The organism is Streptomyces sp. NPDC104831 (assembly GCF_055583025.1).
Genome location: NZ_JBVJOT010000011.1, coordinates 141919 through 159468, shown reverse-complemented (window position 1 = coordinate 159468; position 17550 = coordinate 141919). Strand labels below are relative to the sequence as shown.

9 protein-coding genes, 1 tRNA gene and 1 rRNA gene are annotated in these 17550 nt (G+C 70.8%); 10 read left to right on the top strand and 1 reads right to left on the bottom strand.

Annotated features, from left to right (window positions below):
* The 3 genes from rrf to ACZ63H_RS11020 all read left to right on the top strand — a co-directional run.
* Positions 1-95, top strand: a 5S ribosomal RNA gene (gene rrf / locus ACZ63H_RS11030); the annotation flags it as partial.
* Positions 96-210: 115 nt separating this feature from the next.
* Complete coding sequence (locus tag ACZ63H_RS11025; protein ID WP_469863646.1) at positions 211-873, top strand: DegT/DnrJ/EryC1/StrS family aminotransferase; 663 nt, start codon at positions 211-213, stop codon at positions 871-873.
* 83 nt (positions 874-956) lie between these two features.
* Positions 957-1029, top strand: a tRNA-Thr gene (locus ACZ63H_RS11020).
* A gap of 48 nt (positions 1030-1077) precedes the next feature.
* On the opposite strand, the gene ACZ63H_RS11015 is transcribed toward ACZ63H_RS11020, so the two are convergent.
* Entirely contained in the window at positions 1078-3837 is a 2760-nt protein-coding gene (locus ACZ63H_RS11015; RefSeq protein WP_469863635.1) for a SpoIIE family protein phosphatase, read from the bottom strand.
* Between the two features lie 411 nt (positions 3838-4248).
* Here ACZ63H_RS11015 and ACZ63H_RS11010 point away from each other — a divergent pair, with 411 nt between their 5' ends.
* From ACZ63H_RS11010 to ACZ63H_RS10980, 7 genes are all read left to right on the top strand, one after another.
* Positions 4249-9702, top strand: a complete 5454-nt coding sequence (locus ACZ63H_RS11010) for a HAMP domain-containing protein (RefSeq protein WP_469863633.1) — start codon at positions 4249-4251, stop codon at positions 9700-9702.
* A gap of 270 nt (positions 9703-9972) precedes the next feature.
* Positions 9973-10653: a response regulator gene (locus tag ACZ63H_RS11005; protein ID WP_467942166.1), complete on the top strand. Its 681-nt coding sequence runs from the start codon at positions 9973-9975 to the stop codon at positions 10651-10653.
* 123 nt (positions 10654-10776) lie between these two features.
* Positions 10777-13539, top strand: a complete 2763-nt coding sequence (locus ACZ63H_RS11000; RefSeq protein ID WP_469863631.1) for a DNA translocase FtsK — start codon at positions 10777-10779, stop codon at positions 13537-13539.
* 279 nt (positions 13540-13818) lie between these two features.
* Positions 13819-14664, top strand: a complete 846-nt coding sequence (locus ACZ63H_RS10995) for a helix-turn-helix domain-containing protein (protein ID WP_469863629.1) — start codon at positions 13819-13821, stop codon at positions 14662-14664.
* A 92-nt stretch (positions 14665-14756) separates the two neighbouring features.
* A complete protein-coding gene (rimO, locus tag ACZ63H_RS10990; protein ID WP_469863628.1) occupies positions 14757-16229 on the top strand; it encodes a 30S ribosomal protein S12 methylthiotransferase RimO in 1473 nt (490 codons plus the stop codon).
* Positions 16226-16981 (top strand): CDP-diacylglycerol--glycerol-3-phosphate 3-phosphatidyltransferase, encoded by a 756-nt coding sequence (gene pgsA / locus ACZ63H_RS10985; RefSeq protein ID WP_469863627.1) that lies wholly within the window; start codon positions 16226-16228, stop codon positions 16979-16981. Before rimO ends, pgsA begins: the two co-directional genes overlap by 4 nt.
* Complete coding sequence (locus ACZ63H_RS10980) at positions 16978-17523, top strand: CinA family protein (protein WP_469863626.1); 546 nt, start codon at positions 16978-16980, stop codon at positions 17521-17523. Before pgsA ends, ACZ63H_RS10980 begins: the two co-directional genes overlap by 4 nt.
* Positions 17524-17550 lie beyond the last annotated feature (27 nt).

Below are 17550 nucleotides of genomic sequence, written 5' to 3'. Positions count from 1 at the left end.
AAACGCCCGGTTACATACCGAACCCGGAAGCTAAGCCTCACAGCGCCGATGGTACTGCAGGGGGGACCCTGTGGGAGAGTAGGACACCGCCGAACAATTCTTGATAAAGGTCGGATCCTGAACTTCGGTTCAGGGTCCGGCCTTTTTCTGTTTCGCGTAACGTGTCGTTCACGTTCCGAGCGGAGCATCCCAGGCATGGGAACTGCAGCGATGCTCAGGGCCGCCGGCGTCGGATCCGGTGACGAGGTCGTCGTACCGGCCTTCGGGAACGTCGAGGTCGCCCAGGCCGTGGTCCTGGCCGGCGCGCTCCCGGTGTTCGCCGACATAGACCCGGTGACCTACTGCCTCGCCCCGGACGCGGTCGAGGCGGCCGTAACCCCCCGTACCGCCGCGGTCGTTGTCGTCCACCGCTTCGGACGGCGCGCCGACACCCGGCGGTTGCACGCGCTCGGGCGGCGGCACGGACTGCTGGTCCTGGAACAGGGCGAGTCCGAGGCGCCGTACGACGAGATAGCCCAGCGCCGGCAGCGGGCCGCCTACCTCGACGCCAAACTCAAGGGCGTGCGGACGCCGGACGGCGGGGACGGGCACACCTATCAGCAGTACGTCGTGCGGGTGCCGGGGAACGGCCGACCGGACCGGGACGCGTTCGCGCGGGCCCTGCGGGCCAGGGGAGTCGAGTGCCGGGTACCGGTGAAGACGCCCGTGCACCGACTGCCGGAGTTCCGGCGGTGCGTGGCGCTGCCGGAGACCGAACTGGCCGCCGACGAGACCCTCGCGCTGCCCGTGGACGCCACGCTCACCAGGCGCGACATGCAGCGGACGGCCGCCGCCTGCAACGCCCTCGGCGGGCTGCTCCAGCCCGCCTTCTGACCAGGCCCGAACGAATTTGGGAACTGCGGCAGGTTCGGGGTACAGTTTCTCTGTCGCCGCGAGGGAAACCTCGAAAGCGACAGGCCCCTATAGCTCAGTCGGTAGAGCGTCTCCATGGTAAGGAGAAGGTCAACGGTTCGATTCCGTTTGGGGGCTCCGCAAAAAAGGCTCCACCCTTCCGGGTGGGGCCTTTTTCGTGCTTCCTCACACCTCCATGTGGAGGCCCGGAACGCGCATCGCCAGGATCGCCATGTCGTCGGACGGGGCGTCCGACGCGAAACGCTCGACCGCGCGCATGATGCGCGCCGCGACCGCACCCGCCGTCAGACCCGTGCAGGTGGTGAGGACATCGGCGAGGCCGTCGTCGCCCAGCATGCGCGTGCCCTCACGGCGTTCGGTGACGCCGTCCGTGACGCACAGCAGCACGTCCCCCGGGTCCAGGGTGACCGTCTCCTCGTACAGCTCCAGGTCCTCGATGACGCCCAGCAGCGGCTGCGGTTCGGCCGCGGCCGTCACCGTGCCGTCCTGACGCAGGCGCAGCGGCAGCGGATGGCCGGCGCACACCACCTTCAGTTCCGCGCTGCCGTCCTCCTGCGTGCGCAACTCGCCGTACAGCAGGGTCAGGAAGCGGCTGCGGTCGCCCTCGTCGAGGATCGCGGAGTTCAGTCGCTCCAGGACCGCCGGGCCGGGCAGACCCTCGCGGGCCAGCAGGCGCAGGGCGTGCCGGGCCAGCCCGGTGACCGCCGCCGCGTTGGGGCCCGTGCCGCAGACGTCGCCGATGGCGAAGCCGTACGCGCCGTTGCCGATGGGGAAGACGTCGTAGAAGTCGCCGCCGACCTCGTTGCCCTCGCCCGCCGCGCGGTAGATGACCTCGACCTCGACGCCGTCGATCTGCGGCAGGCCCGGCGGGAGCAGGCTGCGCTGGAGGGACTGGCTGATGGCCGTGCGCTCCGAGTACAGACGGGCGTTGTCCAGGGCCAGGGCGGCCCGGCGGCTCAGGTCCTCGGCGAGTTCCAGGATCTCCTGACGGAAGTGTTCGTCGGTGGGCTTGCCGAGGGTCAGCATGCCGATGACGCGGTTGCGGGCGACGAGCGGCAGGACCACGGTCTCGCCGCCGACCGCGGACGCCGTCGCGAGCGTCGGTCCGATGCCGGAGGCGACCCGGTGCGTGGGCCCGCCGGCCAGGCCCAGGCTGCGCATGGAGCTGCGCAGGGCCGCCTGGTGGGCGACCTCGCCCGGGGTCGTCCAGACCCGGGCGCCGGGCGTCGGGACCGGGTCCGGCGGCGGGATCTTCGACAGCAACGACTTGATGCCGTCGATGAGTTCCTCGTCCTCGTGCAGGACGTACGAGAGGTACGGCTCGGACGCCTGGTCGGCGATCGTGTACACCGCGCACCAGGTGGCCAGGGTCGGGACCGTCATCTGGGCCATCAGGGCCAGCGTCTGGTCCCGGTCCAGGGTGCCGGCCAGCAGGTCGGAGGCCTCGACGAGGAAGCTCAACGAGCCGCGGCGCAGCCGTTCCAGCTCGCCGAGGCGGGCCGACTCGACGGCCAGGGCGATCCGGTCGGCGGCGAACTGCAGGCGCAGCGCCTCCTCGTTGGTGTACCGGCCGGACGCCTCGGCCGCGACGCCGAGGGAGCCGGTGAGACGGCCCTCGACCTTCAGCGGGACGGTGACGACCGAGCGCATGCCGGTCCCGGCGAGCAGGGGCACCGCCCCGGGGACGGCGGCCAGGTCGTCGTGGACGGCGGGCATGCGGGCGGAGCCGTAGCGGCCCGGGCCCGCCTCGACCGGTACGCGGGCGAAGCGCTGCCGGGCGGAGGGCAGCCCGGTGGAGGCGCGGACCTCCAGCTCCGTCTCGTCGTCGGTGGCCAGCAGCAGGAACGCGGAGTCGCCGTCGAGCATGTCGCGGGCGCGCTCCACGGTGCGCTGGAGCAGTCCGTCGAGGTCGTCCGGCGCGGGGGAGCCGATGAAGACCTCGAAGGGGTCGGTGCTCTGCCCGTCGGAGGACGTGGTCTGGTCGCCGGCCGGGACGCGGGGCGGCGTCTGCAGGACGGCGCGCTCGTGGTCGCGCACCAGCAGGCAGACGGTCGAGGGTTCGCCGCCGGTGTCGCGGACCCGCAGGTGGGAGGCGTACACCTGGGCCACGCGGCCGTCGGCGCGGCGGATGCCGTAGGTGCCCTCCCAGCGGGAGAGCCGGAGCGCCTCGGCGATGCCGGTGCCGGTGCCCGGGGTGTGCGGCCAGGCCGCCAGGTCGGTGAGGGGCTTGCCGATGACGTCGGGGGCGGGATAGCCGAACAGTTCCTCCGCGTCCTCGTTCCAGGCGCTGATGCCGCCCTTGCGGTCGACCTGGAGGACGGCGACCCGGACCCGGCCGTCGGCCAGTGGCAGCAGGTCGGTGGGCAGGGCGGGTCCGGCGGTGCGGGTGCCTACCGGGCGTTCGGGCAGGTCGAGCTGGAACCAGACGTTCTTGTGGGTGGGGGTGTAGTCGACGCCCCAGCGGGTGGCGAGGGCCGCGCAGAGCTGGAGCCCGCGGCCGCCCTCGCGGTCCGGGCTGCTCATGGACACGGCGGACCCCTGGAGGGGGACCTCGCGCTCGGGGTAGCGGTCGGAGACCTCGACGCGCACGCCGTCCTCGGTGCGCAGGCACAGCACGTCCGCGTGGGTGCCCGCGTGGACGACGGCGTTGGTCACCAGTTCGCTGGTGAGGACGACCGCGTCGTCGACGATGTCGGCGAACCCCCAGCCCTGGAGGGTGTCGCGGACGAAGGAGCGGGCGGTCGCGACCGATCGCCCGACGGGCTCGAAACTGGCAGCCGCTCGCGCGGTGATCACAGAACTCCTCGACCGTTCGTCGGCATGCGGGGCTGTCTCGCCGGCCGGTTCGAGCCGCTGCCGCGGCATCGGCTCGTCCGTCGGCTGTGGCTCCGGGGGCTGCCCCCCGGGGATCAGTCCGGTGGTCATGATGTCCGGCCGCCCCTCCGATGCCCGCTCGTACTCGTGCCACCGCCCAGACCGGTCGGACCGGAGCGGCTGGACAGCCGGATGCAAGGTTACTTACCTTCACGGTCCGAGCGGATGCCGGTCTTCGGTGTTTACGCCCCCAGGGTGTGCGGACGATGTGCGAAGCTGCCGAACTGTTATGGCCGGGTTCGGCCGGGGTGAAACACTGGGCAGGCTTGTGACGAAGGTCGGGCCGGGCCGCGTGCGGCGGGCACACGGTGGGCAGCAGCCCCTGGTGTGGCCGGATCCCGTCCGGCGGACATACGCAGAAGTAACCGGTTCGTGGAGGCGACCGGTATGCCGGTGACCGGCACGCCGGGGCCGAAGCGGCCGAGCACAGCAGTAACGGTCTACCCCTCCGGGAGGGACACAGTGGAGTCTGGCGCGGCGACGCGAGGCACGAAGACGCGCGCGAAAGGCGGACCGTCCCTGGGCAGGAGCGGCGGCACCACGACCGTGGACACGGCGGCCCTGAACCGGCTGCTGGCGGCTCTCGTGTCGATGCGGGACGGCAACTTCCGCAAGCGGCTGACGGTCTCCGGGGACGGCGTGATGTCGGAGATCGCGGCCGTCTTCAACGAGGTGGCCGACCGGAACCTGCATCTGACCGGTGAGCTGGCGCGGGTGCGGCGCATGGTGGGGCGTGAGGGAAAACTCACGGAACGGCTGGAGACGGCGGCCTGCGAGGGGTCCTGGGCCGCCGCCATCGAGCACTCCAACGCGCTGGTGGACGACCTGGTCTGGCCCGTCTCGGAGGTCGGCCGGGTGCTCACGGCGGTCGCGGAGGGCGATCTGTCGCCGCGCATGGAGCTGCGGACGCAGGCGCCGGACGGCGGTGCGGGGCATCCGCTGCGGGGGGAGTTCCTGAAGGTCGGCCGTACCGTCAACAACCTGGTGGACCAGTTGTCGACGTTCACGGACGAGGTCACGCGCGTGGCCAGCGAGGTCGGCACCGAGGGCAAGCTGGGCGGGCAGGCCCGGGTGCGCGGGATGTCGGGTTCGTGGAAGGACCTGACCGAGTCCGTCAACACGATGGCGGACCGGCTGACCGCCCAGGTGCGGGACATCGCCCTGGTGACGACGGCGGTCGCCAAGGGTGATCTGTCGCGCAAGGTGACCGTGCACGTGGCCGGCGAGATGCTGGAGCTGAAGAACACCGTCAACACGATGGTGGACCAGTTGTCGGCGTTCTCCTCCGAGGTCACGCGGGTGGCCCGGGAGGTGGGCACCGAGGGCATCCTGGGCGGCCGGGCGCAGGTGCCCGGGGTGGCCGGGGTGTGGAAGGAGCTGACCGACTCCGTCAACACGATGGCGGGCAACCTGACGGCGCAGGTCCGGGGGATCTCGCAGGTGACGACGGCGGTGGCCAGCGGTGACCTGTCGCAGAAGGTGACCGTTCCGGCGCGCGGCGAGGTGGCGCGGCTGGCCCGGACGATCAACCAGATGACCGAGACGCTGCGGATCTTCGCGGACGAGGTCACCCGGGTGGCGAACGAGGTCGGCGCGGAGGGGCGGCTCGGCGGGCAGGCGAACGTGCCGGGCGCGGCCGGCACGTGGAAGGACCTGACGGACTCCGTCAACACGGTGTTCCGGAACCTGACGACGCAGGTGCGGGACATCGCGACGGTGACGACCGCCGTGGCCAACGGTGACCTGTCGCAGAAGGTCACGGTGGACGTGGCCGGCGAGATGCTGGAGCTGAAGAACACCGTCAACGGCATGGTGGACCAGCTGTCGTCGTTCGGTGCCGAGGTGACGCGGGTCGCGCGGGAGGTCGGTGTCGAGGGCGAGCTGGGCGGCCAGGCGCAGGTGCCGGGCGCGGCCGGTACGTGGAAGGACCTGACGGACTCCGTCAACACCGCGTTCCGCAACCTCACCGGTCAGGTGCGCAACATCGCGCAGGTGACGACGGCGGTGGCGAACGGTGATCTGTCGCAGAAGGTCACCGTGGACGTCTCGGGCGAGATGCTCCAGCTGAAGAACACCGTGAACACCATGGTGGACCAGCTGTCGAGCTTCGCCGACCAGGTCACGCGGATGGCCCGCGACGTGGGCACGGAGGGCCGCCTCGGCGGTCAGGCCCAGGTGGACGGCGTCTCGGGCACGTGGAAGGAGCTGACGGACTCCGTCAACTTCATGGCCGGCAACCTGACGTCGCAGGTGCGGCAGATCGCGCAGGTGACGACGGCCGTGGCGCGCGGTGACCTGTCGCAGAAGATCGATGTCGACGCGCGCGGCGAGATCCTCGAGCTGAAGAACACGATCAACACGATGGTCGACCAGCTGTCCGCCTTCGCCGACCAGGTGACCCGGGTCGCGCGGGACGTGGGTACGGAGGGCCGCCTCGGCGGTCAGGCGCAGGTGCCCGGGGTCGCGGGCGTGTGGCGGGACCTGACCGACTCCGTGAACGGCATGGCGGGCAACCTGACGGCCCAGGTGCGCAACATCGCGCAGGTCGCCACCGCCGTGGCGCGCGGTGACCTCTCCCAGAAGATCACCGTGGACGCGCGCGGGGAGATCCTGGAGCTGAAGAACACGCTGAACACGATGGTGGACCAGCTGTCGTCGTTCGCGGACCAGGTCACGCGGGTGGCCCGGGAGGTGGGTACGGAGGGCATCCTCGGCGGCCAGGCCGAGGTGCAGGGGGTCTCCGGGACCTGGAAGGACCTCACGCAGTCCGTGAACTTCATGGCGAACAACCTGACGATCCAGGTGCGCAACATCGCCGAGGTCACGACGGCGGTCGCGAAGGGCGACCTGTCGAAGAAGATCACCGTGGACGCGAAGGGCGAGATCCTCGAACTCGTCACGACGGTCAACACCATGGTGGACCAGCTGTCCAGCTTCGCCGAGCAGGTGACCCGGGTGGCCCGCGAGGTGGGCACCGAGGGCATCCTGGGCGGCCAGGCGCACGTGCCGGGCGTCACGGGCATCTGGAAGGACCTCAGCAACAACGTCAACCTGATGGCCAACAACCTGACCATGCAGGTGCGCAACATCTCGCAGGTGGCCGCGGCCGTCGCCAACGGTGATCTGACGCGGCAGGTGACGATCGAGGCGCGCGGCGAGGTGGCGCAGCTCGCCGACACCATCAACACGATGGTGAAGACGCTGAGTTCGTTCGCCGACCAGGTCACCAAGGTGGCCCGTGAGGTGGGCACGGACGGCATCCTGGGCGGTCAGGCGCATGTGCCGGGGGTGGCCGGCACCTGGAAGGACCTCACCGAGTCGGTGAACCAGATGGCGTCCAACCTGACCGGTCAGGTGCGCAACATCGCCATGGTGACCACGGCCATCGCCAAGGGCGACTTGACGAAGAAGATCGACATCGACGCCCGCGGCGAGATCCTGGAGCTGAAGACGACGATCAACACGATGGTCGACCAGCTGTCCAGTTTCGCCGAGGAGGTCACGCGGGTGGCCCGCGAGGTGGGCACGGAGGGGCAGCTGGGCGGCCAGGCCCGCGTGCGCGACGTGGACGGTACCTGGCGCGACCTCACCGAGTCCGTGAACGAGATGGCCGAGAACCTGACCCGGCAGGTGCGGGCCATCGCGCGCGTGGCGACCGCGGTGACCCGGGGCGACCTGAACCTGAAGATCGACGTGGACGCGGCCGGCGAGATCCAGGAGTTGCAGGACTACATCAACAAGATGATCGCCAACCTGCGCGACACCACGATCGCCAACAAGGAGCAGGACTGGCTCAAGGGCAATCTGGCCCGCATCTCCTCCCTCATGCAGGGCCGCCGGGACCTGGAGGACGTGGCCTCGCTGATCATGAGCGAGCTGACGCCGGTGGTGTCGGCGCAGCACGGCGCGTTCTTCCTGGCGATGCCGCTGATGGAGGGCAAGGGCGTCGGCAACGGCGAGGACGACTACGAGCTGCGGATGCTGGGCTCGTACGGCTACTCGATGGGCTCCATGCCGACGTCGTTCCGGCCCGGTGAGGCGCTGATCGGCACGGCCGCCCAGGAGAAGCGCACGATCCTGGTGGACCGGGCGCCCAGCGGCTACCTGAAGATCTCCTCCGGGCTCGGCGAGGCCCCGCCCGCGCAGGTCATCGTGTTGCCGGTGCTGTTCGAGGGCAAGGTGCTCGGCGTGATCGAGCTGGCGTCGTTCACGCCGTTCACGCAGATCCAGCGGGACTTCCTCAACCAGATCGCCGAGATGATCGCGACCAGCGTCAACACCATCTCGGTCAACACCAAGACCGAGAAGCTGCTCAAGCAGTCGCAGGAGCTGACCGAGCAGCTGCGGGAGCGGTCGGCGGAGCTGGAGAACCGGCAGAAGGCGCTGCAGGCGTCCAACGCCGAACTGGAGGAGAAGGCCGAGCTGCTGGCCCGGCAGAACCGGGACATCGAGGTGAAGAACACCGAGATCGAGGAGGCCCGGCAGGTCCTGGAGGAGCGCGCCGAGCAGCTCGCGGTGTCGATGCGGTACAAGAGCGAGTTCCTCGCCAACATGTCGCACGAGCTGCGCACCCCGCTCAACTCGCTGCTGATCCTGGCGAAGCTGCTCGCGGACAACGCCGAGGGCAACCTCTCGCCCAAGCAGGTGGAGTTCGCCGAGACCATCCACGGCGCGGGTTCCGACCTGCTCCAGCTGATCAACGACATCCTGGACCTGTCGAAGGTCGAGGCGGGCAAGATGGACGTCTCGCCGACCCGCATCGCGCTCGTCCAGCTCGTGGACTACGTGGAGGCGACCTTCCGGCCGCTGACCGCGGAGAAGGGCCTGGACCTGTCCGTGCGGGTCTCCCCGGAGCTGCCGGCCACCCTGCACACCGACGAGCAGCGGTTGTTGCAGGTGCTGCGCAACCTGCTGTCGAACGCGGTGAAGTTCACCGACTCCGGTTCGGTGGAGCTGGTGATCCGGCCGGCCGGCGCGGACGTGCCGGACTCGATCCGGGAGCAGTTGCTGGAGGCGGGTTCGCTGACCGATCCGGACGGTGAGCTGATCGCGTTCTCGGTGACCGACACCGGCATCGGCATCGCGGCCAGCAAGATGCGGGTGATCTTCGAGGCGTTCAAGCAGGCCGACGGCACCACCAGCCGCAAGTACGGCGGCACCGGCCTCGGGCTGTCCATCTCGCGGGAGATCGCGCAGCTGCTCGGCGGGGAGATCCACGCGCAGAGCGAGCCCGGGCGCGGTTCGACGTTCACGCTCTACCTGCCGCTGCACATGAGCGAGCTGCCGCCGCAGGGCTACCAGCAGTCGGCGCCCGCCCTGGAGGCCGGCGACCTGGTCGCCTCCGAGGCGCACCTCTCCTCGGAGCTGTCCGCGGCGGAGATCGAGACGCCGGCCGAGGTGAAGTCGTACCAGGAGACGCAGAACGGTCCGGCCGCGCTCTTCCGGCGCCGGCGGCGCGCCCTGCCCCGGGAGACGCAGCGGGCCGAGCAGTGGGCTGCCGTGCCGGAGCAGGAGCAGGCGGCGCAGCCCGTGGTGCGGTTCGGCGGCGAGAAGGTGCTGATCGTCGACGACGACATCCGCAACGTGTTCGCGCTCACCAGCGTCCTGGAGCAGCACGGGCTGTCGGTGCTGTACGCGGAGAACGGCCGCGAGGGCATCGAGGTGCTGGAGCAGCACGACGACGTGGCGGTGGTGCTGATGGACATCATGATGCCCGAGATGGACGGGTACGCGACGACCACGGCGATCCGCAGGATGCCGCAGTTCGCGGGCCTGCCGATCATCGCGCTCACCGCGAAGGCGATGAAGGGCGACCGGGAGAAGGCGCTCCAGTCGGGCGCCTCCGACTATGTCACCAAGCCGGTCGACCCCGATCACCTGCTGTCGGTGATGAGCCAGTGGATGCGGCCGGAATGACCCCGGCCGGGCGGCATGGCCGGGCGCGCCGGGGGAACCCGCGGCGCGCCCGGGGAGTTGCTATGAAGGCCGGTGACGCGCGGGAATCCCGGATTCCGGGAACCATCCGGGCTCCCGCCGCGTTTCCGGTACGTGCGCGGTGACATCGCGGTGACAGGGTGTGGCGACAGGCGGGGTGCGGCTACGATGACCGGCACAAGGACGGGCGGCGAAAGGGAGTCGTCCCCTGGGGCGGCGCCCGGTGTACCGCCGGGGCGAGGAGGGCGGGCCATGGTGCAGAAGGCCAAGATCCTCCTGGTCGATGACCGGCCGGAGAATCTGCTGGCGCTGGAGGCGATCCTCTCGGCGCTCGATCAGACGCTGGTGCGGGCATCGTCCGGGGAGGAAGCGCTCAAGGCACTGCTCACGGACGACTTCGCGGTCATCCTGCTGGATGTCCAGATGCCGGGCATGGACGGTTTCGAGACGGCCGCGCACATCAAGCGGCGGGAGCGGACGCGGGACATCCCGATCATCTTCCTGACGGCCATCAACCACGGTCCGCACCACACCTTCCGGGGTTATGCGGCGGGCGCGGTGGACTACATCTCCAAGCCGTTCGACCCGTGGGTGCTGCGCGCCAAGGTCTCGGTGTTCGTCGATCTGTACATGAAGAACTGCCAGCTGAGGGAGCAGGCGGCGCTGCTGCGGCTCCAGTTGGAGGGCGGCGGCAGGGGTGGTGTGGCCGGCAAGGAGTCGGCTGGACTGCTCGCCGAGCTGTCCGCGCGGCTCGCGGCCGTCGAGGAGCAGGCGGAGGCGCTGTCCAAGCAGCTCGACGACGACTCCGCGGACGCGGCGGCGGTGGCCACGGCGGCGCATCTGGAGCGCAAACTCACCGGGTTGCGCCGTGCCCTGGACGCGCTGGAGCCGGGCACGGGCGGCAGCGGCGCCTCGGTGCCCTCGCAGAACTGATCCGGCCTGTTCCGGGGTTGCGCATGAGTGCACGTCAGTTTCGCGCCCCCGCAGGCACGACACGAACGGGTGAAGCTGTGGGCACACGTGTCCGCTGTCGTCTCCACCGGTAACCTCACACCCATGGCCTCACGTCCCTCCGCAGCCAAGAAGCAGCCCGCCAAGAAGGCGGCGGCTCCCGCGAAGGCTCCGGCGAAGAAGGCCGTCGCGAAGAGGGCCCCGGCCAAGAAGGCGCCCGCCAGGAAGGCCGTGGTCAGGAAGCCCGCGCCGCCGAAGCCGGTGCCCAGCCCCACGGGGGGCGTCTACCGGGTCCTGCGCGCCCTCTGGCTGGGCCTCGCGCACGCCGTCGGCGCCGTCTTCCGCGGCATAGGGCAGGGGGCGAAGAACCTCGACCCGGCCCACCGCAAGGACGGCGTCGCGCTGCTGCTGCTCGGCATCGCGCTGATCGTCGCCGCGGGCACCTGGGCGGATCTGCGCGGGCCCGTCGGCGATCTGGTCGAGATGCTGGTCACCGGTGCCTTCGGCCGGCTCGACCTGCTGGTGCCGATACTGCTCGCGGTGATCGCCGTACGGTTCATCCGGCACCCGGAGAAGCCGGAGGCCAACGGACGGATCGTGATCGGCCTGTCCGCGCTCGTCGTCGGCGTCCTCGGCCAGGTCCACATCGCCTGCGGCTCGCCCGCGCGCAGCGTCGGCATGCAGGGCATAAGGGACGCCGGCGGCCTCATCGGCTGGGCGGCGGCCACCCCGCTGACGTACGCCATGACCGAGGTGCTCGCCGTCCCCCTGCTGGTGCTGCTCACGATCTTCGGGCTGCTGGTGGTGACCGCCACCCCGGTCAACGCCATCCCGCAGCGGCTGCGGCGGCTCGGTGTGACGCTGGGGGTGCTGCACGACCACGAGGCGGACCGGTTCGCCGCCGAGGAGGTCGGCTACGACGAGGAGTGGCGGGAGGCGGCGCCCGCGCGCCCGCGCAGGCGCTCCGGCGCCCCTCGGGCGTACGACCCGGATGACGCCGAGGCCGCGGCCCTCGCGCAGCGCCGCGGGCGCCCGAGGCGCTCGGCCGTGCCCCAGCCGGACCCGCAGCGCCACCCGGACGCCGTGGACGTCGCCGCGGCGGCCGCCGCCGCGCTGGACGGTGCGGTGCTGCACGGCATGCCGCCCTCGCCGCTGGTCGCCGACCTCACCCAGGGGGTGGGCGCGGGCGAGACCGAGGAGACCGCCGCGGTGCCCGCGCCGGCGCCGGTGCCCGCCGCCCGGCCGAAGCAGGAGAAGGCCCGGCCCGCGGCCGTGGCCGACCTGACGAAGTCCGTACCCGACCTCACCAAGGCCGTTCCCGACCTGACGAAGAAGGCCCCCGAGGCGCCCCGCGACCTGCCCGCGCGCGCGGAGCAGCTCCAGCTGTCCGGGGACATCACCTACGCGCTGCCCTCCTTGGACCTGCTGACCCGCGGCGGCCCCGGCAAGGCGCGCAGCGCCGCCAACGACGCGGTCGTCGCCTCGCTCACCCAGGTCTTCACCGAGTTCAAGGTCGACGCGGCCGTCACCGGCTTCACCCGCGGTCCGACGGTCACCCGCTACGAGGTGGAGCTGGGTCCGGCCGTGAAGGTCGAGCGGATCACCGCGCTGACCAAGAACATCGCCTACGCGGTGGCCAGTCCGGACGTGCGCATCATCAGCCCCATCCCGGGCAAGTCCGCGGTGGGCATCGAGATCCCCAACACCGACCGGGAGATGGTCAACCTCGGCGACGTGCTGCGCCTCGCGGAGTCCGCCGAGGACGACGACCCGATGCTGGTCGCCTTCGGCAAGGACGTCGAGGGCGGGTACGTCATGCACTCGCTGGCGAAGATGCCGCACATGCTGGTCGCCGGCGCCACCGGCTCCGGCAAGTCGTCCTGCATCAACTGCCTGATCACCTCGGTGATGATGCGGGCGACCCCGGAGGACGTCCGGATGATCCTGGTCGACCCCAAGCGCGTCGAGCTGACCGCCTACGAGGGCATCCCGCACCTGATCACGCCGATCATCACCAACCCCAAGCGGGCCGCCGAGGCGCTGCAGTGGGTGGTGCGCGAGATGGACCTCAGGTATGACGACCTGGCCGCCTACGGCTACCGGCACATCGACGACTTCAACCGCGCGGTGCGCGAGGGCAAGGTCGAGCCGCCGCCGGGCAGCGAGCGCGAGCTCCAGCCGTACCCGTACCTGCTGGTGATCGTGGACGAGCTGGCCGACCTGATGATGGTCGCCCCGCGTGACGTCGAGGACGCCATCGTGCGCATCACGCAGCTCGCGCGCGCGGCCGGCATCCACCTGGTGCTCGCCACCCAGCGCCCCTCGGTCGACGTGGTCACCGGCCTGATCAAGGCCAACGTGCCCTCCCGGCTGGCCTTCGCCACCTCCTCGCTGGCCGACTCGCGGGTCATCCTCGACCAGCCGGGCGCCGAGAAGCTGATCGGCAAGGGCGACGGCCTGTTCCTGCCGATGGGCGCGAACAAACCGACCCGCATGCAGGGCGCGTTCGTGACCGAGGAGGAGGTCGCGGCCGTCGTCCGGCACTGCAAGGAGCAGATGGCGCCCGTCTTCCGGGACGACGTCACCGTGGGCACCAAGCAGAAGAAGGAGATCGACGAGGACATCGGCGACGACCTCGACCTGCTGTGCCAGGCCGCCGAGCTGGTCGTCTCCACCCAGTTCGGGTCGACGTCCATGCTCCAGCGCAAGCTGCGCGTCGGCTTCGCCAAGGCCGGCCGGCTGATGGACCTCATGGAGTCCCGCAACATCGTGGGCCCGAGCGAGGGCTCCAAGGCACGGGACGTGCTGGTGAAGCCAGACGACCTGGACGGCGTGCTCGCGCTGATCAGGGGAGAGACCGAGGGGTGACGCGCACGGCCGTTCGGTCCAGCCCGGTTGCGCCGGGTGGCCGAGCGGCCGTGACCCACCCGTTAGGGGGCATGGGGCAACCGTTTGGGTTTGTCGTACGTCCAGTTGAGCGAAAGGTCAGGTGAGGACCTCGCCCTGGGGTACCTGCTTGTCCGACCATCGGCATGTCGTGCCAATCCCTTGGCGTACAAAGTCATACCGTCCGGTTGCCCCACCCTTTCGTCACCCCCCTAGACTGAGCTTCCAGCACAGGTGGCTACACGCTCGAAAGGCGCCCCCGTGTCCATCGGCAACTCCCCTGAAGACGAGCGTCCGTTCCGAGACGAGTCCCAGGAAGCCCGACCCTCCGTGGGCCGCGTCCTCAAGCAGGCGCGGATCGCGGCCGGGCTGACCGTGGACGACGTCAGCACCGCCACGCGTGTCCGCATCGCCATCGTGCGCGCCATCGAAGCGGACGACTTCGCCCCCTGCGGCGGCGACGTGTACGCCCGTGGACACATCCGCACGCTGGCCAGGGCCGTCCACCTCGACCCCGAACCGCTGATCGCCCAGTACGACGCCGAGCACGGCGGCCGTCCCGCGCCCACCCCCGCCGCGCCCCTCTTCGAGGCGGAGCGGATCCGGCCGGAGCGGCGCGGCCCGAACTGGACGGCGGCGATGGTCGCCGCCATCGTCGTCGTGATCGGGTTCGTCGGGTTCACCGCGATCAAGGGCGGCGACTCCGCCGGCGACTCCAAGTCCCAGATCGCCGCCGAGGGCAGTCCCTCCGGCACCGGCGAGAGCGCCACGGCCCCGCCGAAGAAGGACAGGCCGGCCGAGCCCACCGGCGAGCCCTCCGACAGCGCCATCGCCGCCGCGCCCCAGGACAAGGTCACCGTCCAGGTCAGCGCGCCCAACGGACGCAGCTGGATCTCCGCCAAGGACCACAACGGCCGCATGCTCTTCGACGGGCTGCTCAAGCAGGGCCAGTCCAAGACCTTCCAGGACAACACCAAGATCAACCTGATCCTCGGCGACGCGGGCGCGATCGAGCTGTACGTCAACGGCAAGAAGATCGAGGACACCTTCCGGCCCGGCGCGGTGGAGCGCCTCACCTACACCAAGGGCGACCCCGTGGCCGGCTGACGGGCCGCGCCCCCGCGGATGTGACGGAGTCGGCCGGCCCCCGCCAACCCCGTCGACGTGGGCTGTCGGTGAGACAAAGTAGTCTTGAGCACATGCCTGAACGCCGTACCGTCGCACTCGTCACTCTCGGCTGCGCTCGTAACGAGGTGGATTCCGAGGAGCTCGCAGGCCGTCTGGAGGCGGACGGCTGGCAGCTCGTGGACGACGCCGCGGACGCCGACGTCGCCGTGGTCAACACCTGTGGCTTCGTGGAGGCCGCGAAGAAGGACTCCGTCGACGCCCTCCTGGAGGCCAACGACCTCAAGGGCCACGGGAGAACCCAGGCCGTCGTGGCGGTGGGCTGCATGGCCGAGCGGTACGGCAAGGAACTGGCCGAGGCGCTCCCCGAGGCCGACGGCGTGCTCGGCTTCGACGACTACACCGACATCTCCGACCGCCTGCAGACCATCCTCTCCGGCGGCATCCACGCCTCCCACACCCCGCGCGACCGGCGCAAGCTGCTGCCGATCAGCCCGGCCGAGCGACAGGAATCGGCCGCCTCGGTGGCCCTGCCGGGCCACGCCCCGGCCGACCTGCCGGAGGGCGTGGCCCCCGCCTCCGGGCCCCGTGCCCCGCTGCGCCGCCGTCTGGGCGGCTCCCCGGTCGCCTCGGTCAAGGTCGCCTCGGGCTGCGACCGGCGCTGCTCCTTCTGCGCCATCCCCTCCTTCCGCGGCTCCTTCATCTCCCGCCGCCCCAGCGACGTCCTGAACGAGACCCGCTGGCTGGCCGAGCAGGGCGTGAAGGAGATCATGCTGGTCTCCGAGAACAACACCTCCTACGGCAAGGACCTGGGCGACATCCGCCTGCTGGAGTCCCTGCTGCCGGAGCTGGCCGCGGTCGACGGCATCGAGCGGGTCCGGGTGAGCTACCTCCAGCCGGCCGAGATGCGCCCCGGACTGATCGACGTCCTCACCTCCACGCCCAAGGTCGCCCCGTACTTCGACCTGTCCTTCCAGCACTCCGCGCCCGGCGTGCTGCGCGCCATGCGCCGCTTCGGCGACACCGACCGGTTCCTGGAGCTGCTGGACACCATCCGCGGCAAGGCCCCCGAGGCCGGTGTGCGCTCCAACTTCATCGTCGGCTTCCCCGGCGAGAGCGAGTCCGACCTGGCCGAGCTGGAGCGCTTCCTGAACGGCGCCCGGCTGGACGCCATCGGCGTCTTCGGCTACTCCGACGAGGAGGGCACGGAAGCGGCGACGTACGAGAACAAGCTGGACGAGGACGTCGTCGCCGAGCGCCTGGCCCACATCTCCCGGCTGGCCGAGGAACTGGTCTCGCAGCGCGCCGAGGAGCGCGTCGGCGAGACCGTGCGGGTGCTGGTGGAGTCCGTGGACGAGGAGGAGGGCGTCCACGGCCGGGCCGCGCACCAGGCGCCGGAGACGGACGGCCAGGTGCTGCTCACGAGCGGCGAGGGCCTGAGCGTCGGACGTATGGTCGAGGCGAAGGTGGTCGGCACGGAGGGTGTCGACCTGGTGGCCGAGCCGCTGGCCGGCTCGGCCGCGTGGAGCGAGGAGGCGGGCAGATGACCGGAGTCCCGGCATCCGCCGCGGGCGGCTCCTCCGGTGCGCACCGCGCCCGGGGGTCCGCTGCCGACGGCGCCCGGTCCGAGGTCTCCGGTTCTGCTTCTGGCCCCGCCGACGAGGGCGGCAGGCCCGCCCGCGGCGGCAAGATCACGGCCGCGGCCGTCAACCAGGCCAGCGTCTGGAACGTCGCCAATCTGCTGACCATGCTCCGGCTGCTCCTGGTGCCCGGCTTCGTGGCGCTGATGCTGGCGGACGGCGGCTATGACCCCGCCTGGCGCTCGCTGGCCTGGGCGGCCTTCGCCATCGCCATGATCACCGACCTGTTCGACGGTCATCTGGCGCGGACCTACAACCTGGTCACCGACTTCGGGAAGATCGCCGACCCCATCGCCGACAAGGCGATCATGGGGGCGGCGCTCATCTGTCTGTCGGCCCTGGGCGACCTGCCCTGGTGGGTGACGGCCGTGATCCTCGGCCGGGAACTCGGCATCACCCTGCTGCGTTTTCTGGTCATTCGCTACGGCGTGATCCCCGCCAGCCGCGGCGGCAAGCTGAAGACCCTCACCCAGGGCGTCGCCGTCGGCATGTACGTCCTGGCGCTGACGGGCTGGCTGGCCTCCCTGCGGTTCTGGGTGATGGCCGCCGCGGTCGTCCTCACGGTCGTGACGGGCCTCGACTACGTAAGACAAGCCATTGTCCTGCGCCGGCAGGGAATCGCCGAGCGCGCGGCGGCGTTGGAGGAGAAGGAAGCGTGAGCTCCCGGGCCACCGAACTGGTGCGACTACTGACCGTGAGGGGCGAGACCCTTGCCGTCGCCGAGTCGCTGACCGGTGGCCTGGTGGCGGCGGAGATCACCGGGGTACCCGGGGCGTCCCGGGTGTTCCGGGGCTCGATCACCGCCTACGCCACCGAGCTCAAGCACGAGCTGCTCGGCGTCGACGGCACCCTGCTGGCCCAGCGCGGTGCGGTGGATCCGCAGGTCGCGGGCGAGATGGCGGCCGGAGTCCGCAAGCTTCTCGGTGCCGACTGGGGCATCGCGACCACCGGAGTGGCCGGCCCCGATCCGCAGGACGGCAAGCCCGTTGGGACGGTTTTCGTGGCCGTGAGCGGTCCTCTCGGCGACCGGTCCGGTTCTGCCGGTGGCGGAAAAGTCCGGGCGCTGCGGTTGAACGGCAGCCGTGCGGAAATTCGTATGGAGAGTGTACGGAGCGTACTCGCAGTGCTCCTGGAGCAGCTTGCGGGCGAACAGACTGGGAATGAGCGGGCACAGGATACGGAACGGAACGGGGGGTTTTGATGTTTGCAGCCCTGAGTGAACACGACA

Bases quoted from the DNA above. Each gene is read 5' to 3' on its own strand.
- ACZ63H_RS11025 (WP_469863646.1), top strand. From the start codon at position 211: ATGCTCAGGGCCGCCGGCGTCGGATCCGGTGACGAGGTCGTCGTACCG.
- ACZ63H_RS11015 (WP_469863635.1), bottom strand. From the start codon at position 3,837: ATGACCACCGGACTGATCCCCGGGGGGCAGCCCCCGGAGCCACAGCCG.
- ACZ63H_RS11005 (WP_467942166.1), top strand. From the start codon at position 9,973: ATGGTGCAGAAGGCCAAGATCCTCCTGGTCGATGACCGGCCGGAGAAT.
- ACZ63H_RS11000 (WP_469863631.1), top strand. From the start codon at position 10,777: ATGGCCTCACGTCCCTCCGCAGCCAAGAAGCAGCCCGCCAAGAAGGCG.
- rimO (WP_469863628.1), top strand. From the start codon at position 14,757: ATGCCTGAACGCCGTACCGTCGCACTCGTCACTCTCGGCTGCGCTCGT.
- pgsA (WP_469863627.1), top strand. From the start codon at position 16,226: ATGACCGGAGTCCCGGCATCCGCCGCGGGCGGCTCCTCCGGTGCGCAC.